The organism is Pseudoalteromonas holothuriae (genome assembly GCF_945859825.1).
GTDB lineage: Bacteria > Pseudomonadota > Gammaproteobacteria > Enterobacterales > Alteromonadaceae > Pseudoalteromonas > Pseudoalteromonas holothuriae.
This window is the reverse complement of record NZ_CAMAPC010000013.1, coordinates 107,462-115,601: the sequence shown is the minus strand read 5'-3', so window position 1 is coordinate 115,601 and position 8,140 is coordinate 107,462. Positions and strand designations below refer to the sequence as shown.

General features: G+C 43.2%; 2 protein-coding genes. Both read left to right on the top strand.

The genetic code is table 11. The annotated features are described in order from the left end of the window. The first annotated feature begins 153 nt into the window (after window positions 1-153). A complete protein-coding gene (locus OCI93_RS15245) occupies window positions 154-7,431 on the top strand; it encodes a putative Ig domain-containing protein (RefSeq protein WP_261626774.1) in 7,278 nt (2,425 codons plus the stop codon). A 126-nt stretch (window positions 7,432-7,557) separates the two neighbouring features. Further along, on the top strand, window positions 7,558-8,013 hold the full coding sequence (locus tag OCI93_RS15240; protein WP_261626773.1) for a hypothetical protein: 456 nt from the start codon (window positions 7,558-7,560) through the stop codon (window positions 8,011-8,013). Window positions 8,014-8,140 lie beyond the last annotated feature (127 nt).

Here is an 8,140-nt window from a genome sequence, read left to right as displayed (position 1 = left end):
CACGGTCAAAAGGTACGTTACACATATTACGATAACGGCTGGTTAAAAACCATCAAAGATGAAACCACTGGGGCTTACTCGTATTTTGAATACGACAAGGCAGGGCGCAGGATACTTGAGCTAACGCAAGCTATTGACGACTTACAGCGGGTGATGCGACACCAAACTGTGACAAATTACGATAGTAATGGCCGTATTACCTTAATCGAAACTGAGGCATTTAAAAATAATAAACCAGCGGGGCAAACGCCGAATTGGGTTGCGGGCAATATTATTTCGCGTGTTAGCTATCAATACGATGCGGTGGGTAATCGCAGAAGTATGTCGGTAGAAAATGGCGTTGCAGGTGAAATTGCACCAAGAACCAATGAGTTGAAGATAGAGCCGAATCTTGGCTTTGTACGTAACTCTTCGATACTTGGTAAAGGCCAGCTTAACTTAACAAATGACTATGGTATTGAGGCTGAAAAAGTCACACTGGCATTTATTCATAATGAACAGGTTATACAACGTCCAGACTGGTTGAAGGAAATTGACCGGGAAAATGATTTCATTCAAGTAGATAAGCGCGCCGTCTCAATCAACCTTACGCAACTAAAACGTATACCGAGCTCACAGCAAGACTTGTCTGTTCGCGTTACCATGGTTGATAAGTCGGGTAAGAAGCTTGTCAAAGTGGTGCCATTTAAGCTTATCGATAACGTTAAGTTAAATGGCTCAATCTCTGCGGATCCTTTTACTGAAGGCACAGATTGGTCGCTAAATATACCAAAAGATCTATTTATGGATGTGGCCAAAGAAGGACTTAAATTTGAATTAACCTCCTCGCTTGGGGGCAATAAGTTAGCTCAACCACCGTTTGTTTTAAGTAGTGACGGCTCACGTATTCATATTTTGAAAGACGAATATGGCACGCCAAAGAAAATTACAGCAGGACAATATCAATTGTCACTTAAAGCAACGTCTAAGGCTGCAAGCGGTGGAGATGTTGAAGCTAAGTTTTCTATTGAGGTGAAAGATAATAAATCGCCAATCAACAACTTACCTCTGAAGATAAATGTCAAAGAAGGTGAAGAAACACTCGATATTAAAGACTTTTTCACTGATTCAGAAGGGGATAAAATTAGCATTGATGTGATGTCGATTAATGGCACGAATACTAACCATGGCATCACATTTATAGGAAGTAAAATAGGCACGAGTAGAATTGATGATGGCACGAACGTTATCGATATTTCAAAAACTGGATTTGGCTACTTTAGTTCAGGTGAATACACAGTTAAAGGGATATATAAAGATCAATACAATGAAGAGCAATCTTTTGACTTTACTTTAGAAGTTGAACCTGTTGATACAAAGGTAAAGCTCAAAATGCCTATCATGGATCAATGGAAGCTAGAGCGTGGACAGCAGTTGGTAAAGGGCGATGCGTTCAATGTTGATGTCATAAAAAATAACATTGTAAACCTTGAAAATAACGCGCTTAAATTCAGCTTAGTGTTTAAGTCGGATGTGAATAAGCTAGACATCTATCAAAACAACGCAGATAGATACGACACATACCAACAACTGCAAAGTAAAATTGCTGCGGGCACCATTAGAAGTGTAGCCAATGAACTTGGTATCGTTATGGACGCAGACAATGGCAGATTGTCAGGCACTGTTAGTCCAAATGCATCAGATGCTTACCCTGAGTTGGTGCTGATTGTTCATGAAGACAGTCGCATCGATCCTTTAACCAGCGATATTTCTATTCACATAGCAGGTGATATTGGTTTAAGCGTTAACGAAGGAGTTAAGACCACCGTACCTCTAAGTCGCTTCAGCGACGTCAGTGTGCCCAGTGAAGTTAAGCTAATTGGCCAGCCTAGCTTTGTTAAGGTTGCTGATGGCTTACGTGATTTAGTATTTGAGCCTAGTCAAACGGCTGCAGGCGTGTATAAGTTTCAAGTGCAGGTGACTTATGACATAGGTGATAATCTACACAACACATCGAGCACAACAACTGAGCGAACGAATTCTCGTATTCGGCGAACAGTCACGAAAACGTTTGAACTATCAGTCAATGTCATTGCGGTAAATGTAGCGCCAAAGGCGAAAAATGCAAGCGCACATATTGCAGACATCAGAGATGATCAGGTTTGGTCATTCACTCACTCACAGCTTAGCGCATTGTTTAAAGATAATGATAGAGACCCGTTATCATTTAGTGTGGTATCTAAGCCAAGTTGGGTTCAATGGAACGCTAATTCAAGCACCTTAAGTATGACCAGTGCAGAAAAACCAATTGGGACGCATTCCATGGTTGTTAGAGCAACCGACCCCGCTGGGTTATCAGCACTTTGCACACTAATATTTACCGTGATTGATACCAATAGAGCCCCCATTGGTAGTATACCAACTAGGGAACTGAAGGAGGGTATATTTGATAGTATTAACTATGGTCAATATATTAGCGACCCAGATAATGACAACCTAATATACGGTTTCAATATGCTGCGTATCGGTGATGCCTCCGATAACTATTTAGGCGTGCCCGCTGGGATGACCTTTAATAGTACAACAGGTACTCTTTCTGGCACGCCTGACTATAACACGCAAGGAGAGTACGAGGTTTTAATCACTGCAAGCGATGGTAAAAAGTCGCATGTCAGCAGCGCGCGTTTAACAATTGAACATGATGTTGAGCCTGGTCTGACTGACTTAGAAATGAACGAAGGGACTACGCAATCGTTCTCGGTGAGCCAATTATACCCGAATGCGTATCCAGTAGAGATCACGCTTGAGGGGCAACCGAGCTTTGTGAGCATAGGGAGCAACTCTCGCACGTTAGAGCTTCGTCCTGATCAAACGGCAGCAGGTAATTATAGCTTTAAGGTTACGGTAAGATATGAACAGAGTGATCAGCTTTATGGTGCATCTACAGCCTCAACGGGTACTACAACGCAGCTTCATCCCTCACTCATAAAAACATATAGCTTTTCAGTTAATGTTAATACAGTGAATGTTGCGCCCAAACCAGTTAGGGGTCATGTTGTTCTATCGGATGTTAAGAACACCAATCCTTGGTCGTTAGATTTAAGTCGCGTGTCTAATTACTTTACCGATGCAGATAAAGACAACCTGACACTAAGTATTGCTTCAAAGCCAAGTTGGATGAACTGGAATAGCAACACCAAAACGCTAAGTGCATCTAGCAATGCAAAACCAGTGGGTAACCATTCTATTGTGGTAAGCGCCACAGATCCGAGTGGTCAATCAGCGCAAATGTCATTCCAATTGCGTGTTGTTGACTCAAATAGAGCGCCAACAGGTACGCTTGGTAGTCACATTTTGACAGAAGGTCGCTACGCGAGTATCAACTATGCAAGCTACTTCTCTGATCCAGATGGTGATCGTTTAACCTACAGATTTGCAATGCTGCGAGCTGGTGACACAAGTGACAACTACTTGGGTGTTCCGGCAGGCATGAGCTTTAGCTCAAATGGTGTGTTAGCAGGTACACCGACTTACAGTACAGAAGGTAACTATAAAGTACAAATAACAGTCAGTGACGGTAAAAAATCTCACGTTAGTGAGGCCTCATTAACCATCCGCCACGGCATTGTACCTGTACCAGTTCCTAGACCTGTTCCAGTACCAGTTCCTAGACCTGTTCCAGTACCGGTTCCCAGACCTGTTCCAGTACCAGTTCCAGTACCAGTTCCTAGACCTGTTCCAGTACCAGTTCCTAGACCTGTTCCAGTACCAGTTCCCAGACCTGTTCCAGTACCAGTTCCCAGACCGGTTCCAGTACCGGTTCCAGTACCGGTTCCCAGACCTGTTCCAGTACCGGTTCCCAGACCTGTTCCAGTACCGGTTCCTAGACCTGTTCCAGTACCAGTACCTGTGCCCAGGCCTACACCAACGCCAATTTGGGGTATTCCTAAACCTGGTGGGCCAGAAATCATGAGTTTTAGCGCTTTATCAGCAGGCGTGTCGTTTAGGCATGCAAACGCGAGTCGCTTACCAAAAGCGATTATGCTTCAAGCACAAAGTGCGCCTATGGCAAGTGCCAGTGTTCAGCCAACAGCAACACCCACTGCGAAAACAAATGAAACTGAGTCGCATAAAGACACCTACTGGTTTACTTACGACAATAACAACCGCGTGGTAATTGACGGCGGTAGTTTAGAAGAGAACGTGATTAGCATTGCTAACCAAGGGCAATATATAGGCTACAACGACGCAGGCCAGCAGAAACTAGTGATGAGCAAGCAAGGAAAGCGGGCCAACTTGTACCTTTATAACAGCTGGGGGCAAGTAGCAGATGTGAATAAGCGCAATTCTACGCAGAGCTTATACTCGCAAAGAGAAGAACTAATTAATTCAGAAGCTAAGTCATACTGGAGCAAGCTCAGTCATTTTGAATATGACCAAATGGGTCGAGTTACTCAAACTGACTCATATATAAGTAGTAAGTATATAGCATCGGTAACAGATGGCGATATGACAAGCTCTTTTACCCTGTATTATGATGATGCCATTAGTAAAACGACTTCTACAAAATACAACTTAGCGGGTGAAGTAACGCGGCTCGAAGAAAAACAAATCGACTCAGATAACATATCACGCATTTTGAACCAAAAAGCGAATAAAGCTTATAGAAATGGGCAGCTTACGGCTAACATTTCAGCCCCTTGGGATAGCTCAAGCTTATCTACGATGTCGATTTCGCAAGATTACGATTATAGCAAAGTAGCAGGTCGGTTAGAATCGTATGCGTATTATCAAAAGCGCGATTTGCCAAGTGGTGTCAACCAGTTAATTCACAACTTCAGCAAAACCTATACGGGAAGAGACCACTACCTAGAAAGCAAAACCCAAGGTAAAGGCAGTTCGTCGCATAAAGAAAGCCAGCGTTTGCAAGATGCAGAAACCATCTCAAGCTATGACGTGAATGGTAATCGTACACGGGTTGAAGAGCATATAACCGACGACCGTTACAAACCAAGTGATAAAAAGCCAGTTCATGCACGTTATATGCGTTATGACGCAGAAGGCAAATTGCTATCAAAAGTGACGGGGAAGCAAAATCATATCATGACCAGTAGTGATTTGGTTACAGGCACATACATCATAAATCCAAGGAATGGTGAGCCTATTGACTATACCACTACCGTAGCTAAAAATGTTGGCTTTAGTGAAGACCAAGTAGGTGATGGTAAGTTGGCGGGGAGTTATTACTTATACAGTGGCAGCAACTACTTAGGAGAAATTAATAAATCAGGCACCAATACCATCAAAGAAAACCACTTTAGAGCACCGGATTCGAATGATGCCAGTGTGCAGGCGCACCATCAGGTACGAGCAGGCGATACACTCAAAAGCATCGCGATGCAGTACTATGGCAGTGAAGATTTATGGTATGTGCTAGCAGATGCTAATGGCGTGGGGTTAGGTTCAGAGCTGACAGAAGGCACCATGTTGGATATTCCAGCTAGAGCCAACTTATTTAACAGTCATGACAACTTCAAACCAATGAATTTAGGTGAAGTAATAGGCGATACCACACCCTCGATGCCATACGTGCCACCACCGCCTCAGGCAGGGTGTAATGCGGTGGCGTCTATTGTAATGATAGCGGTTGCAGTGGTGGCGACTATAGCAACGGCAGGAGCTGCGGCTGTTGCTATGGGTGCTGCATCCAGTTCTATGGGCATAATGGCAGCAGGAACTGCAGCCCTCGGTGGCAGTTTAGGCGCCGCCGGAGTTGCCGCGGCTGCCATTGGCGGTTTTGCAGGCAGTGTTGCAAGTCAACTTACTGGAAAAGCCATGGGCGCAGTGGATAGCTTCTCACTGAAAAATGCATTTGCGTCAGGCTTAACCGCGGGCGCTACGGCAGGCATGGGCAGTGCTTTGGGAGCAGTTAAAGATGGCGCAAGCGGGTGGCATTTAGCAGGAAGAGCGGCAGTACAAGGCACAACAACAGCAATTAGTTCCGTTGCAGCCAATAAATTAGTGGGCAACCGAGCAAGCTTTAGATGGGGCAATGTAGCCGCATCAGCACTGAGTTCAGCCATAACGGGAGATTCAGGGGTAATAGGCCAAAGCCCTATGAACCCAATAACCGGTATAGTAAACTCAGGTGTGCGTTACGGCGCAGACAAGCTCTTTGGTAATCAGGCAAGTTGGAACTTTGGTAATGTTGCAACGGATGCGTTTGGCAATGCGATTGGTAACTCGATTGTTAATCATCATGTTGAATCAGCTGCACGTCAGAAATATATCAGTGAGACAGGCCAAAAGCTCAGTGCCAATGCACAAGCCAAAGTGAACCAGCAAGCGGCTAAAAACCTAAATCAAACGTTGGCTGACGCGCGAACGAGTGTCAATGCAGCAACACAAAGCACGTTAGGTATGTTGCAGACCTCTCAACAAGCCAATGCAGATGCAGAGTTTGCGGCAGATGAGGCAAGACGGATTTCTAGGCATCAAGGCGTGGTTGATAACGCGAATGGGTTGAGTGCTTCATTCTCACCACAAGCAAGCGCATTAGAAAACAGGCATTTAAATCAGATGACTGGTATTCGAGCAAGTGCGGATGCTGCTTTTGCTAAGGGTGTAGCACGTGGTGACGCGATGTATGCTGCGGGTGTTAGGAATAGAGCACCAATAGGAGCTGATTTACTCAAAGGCGTTGATGTTGAGGGAAATATAGCTTGGGGTCAGCAGCAACGAAGTAAATTTAATCAGTTCTATAAAGAACTGAATCCGGTTCAGAAATACGCATTTGATAAAGCTGTAGCTGTTGGAAAAACAGCCAGTGATATAGTCTTTGGCCCAACAAGTGCACCTAATGCAATTGAAACGGAGCTAAACCTTTTTGCGAATCTACCTATGGTTGAAGGTGCAGGTGGGATTAGTGCAACTGTTGATAGCTATGGACGATTTACTTTTGCAGCAGGTGTTAGTGGTACGCTTACAAGCGACGTGTCAGCCAATTTTGGCGCCTCCCTTGGCCAAGTTAAAGGGTATGGAGCAAATAGTAGCTCCCTTGGTGCAGGTGAAGCAGTTTCAACAACAGCTGATCTGACTATAGAAGATGCATTTAATGAAGATTCCAATATACGAAAGCTTTTAAAGTTGAGACCTATAGACATTTTTGCTGGGCGTGAAGATGGATATACGCAAAAAGGAACATACTGGGACTTTGGTAATAAGGCGGTTAGTGCTCCTGAAAATCAATACCACTTTAAGGGCGGGTATGTCGGTGCTTCAGCAGGTTGGAAAGGCCTATACAAGTTTGAATCATCAGACTTGTATAAAAATTTAGGGTTAGAAAAATTTGTTGTAGGAAGAACATATGAAGCAGCTGTTGATATTCATACGACACAGCCAAGTTTGATAGGCCGTGTAACGTATAACCTATTTGATGTTTTTCACGACTAATAACAGCTAAGGCCTTTTTATAGGCCTAATTATGTATTTACTCTGACCTATTCTGACTCTTACTTATTTTAAGGTGGTAGTGCCAGATTAGGTTGGGCTAATGCACATTTAAATTATAAGTATTTTATGATATACGAAATTGATATTATTGATTTTTTTTGGCCTGTTCCGGTTCTTTTTCTATCTATCTTGTTTGTTAGTGGTAGATTAATTTGGACTAGTGAAGCAGTGAGCAAAAAGTTTAAGTTTAAGGCTTTGGGAGCTTTGTTTTTCTTACTTGGATTGCCATCTTTGTGGCTTTTATCTTCACATGTTTATGCGAATATAAAATATTTGCTCAATGATTATGATATTGCCTCAGGTGCTTTCATTGCCTCACGGGAAGATGAAAGATATGAGAAAATACTATTGAAAGGTTCAAGTATTAGGTATGGAAAAAGAAAAGGACGTTGCTTTACAGGACAATTAAATTTAGTAAAGGGAACTCACTTAGAAATAAAATACATAGGAAGCTCTAATGATGCTTGCATTCTAAGCATTCAGGAAATCAAAGAACTTGATTCGAGTGACGAAGATGTGTAGTCGAGAATGGATAAAGTTGATTTAATCTTTATGCGGATTGGTATAATTCCTGTTGTTTAATTCTTTGAGAAGAAAAAAGAAGCAGCTTAACAACTCAGGCGACAACTACCTTGAAAAACACCGTTGT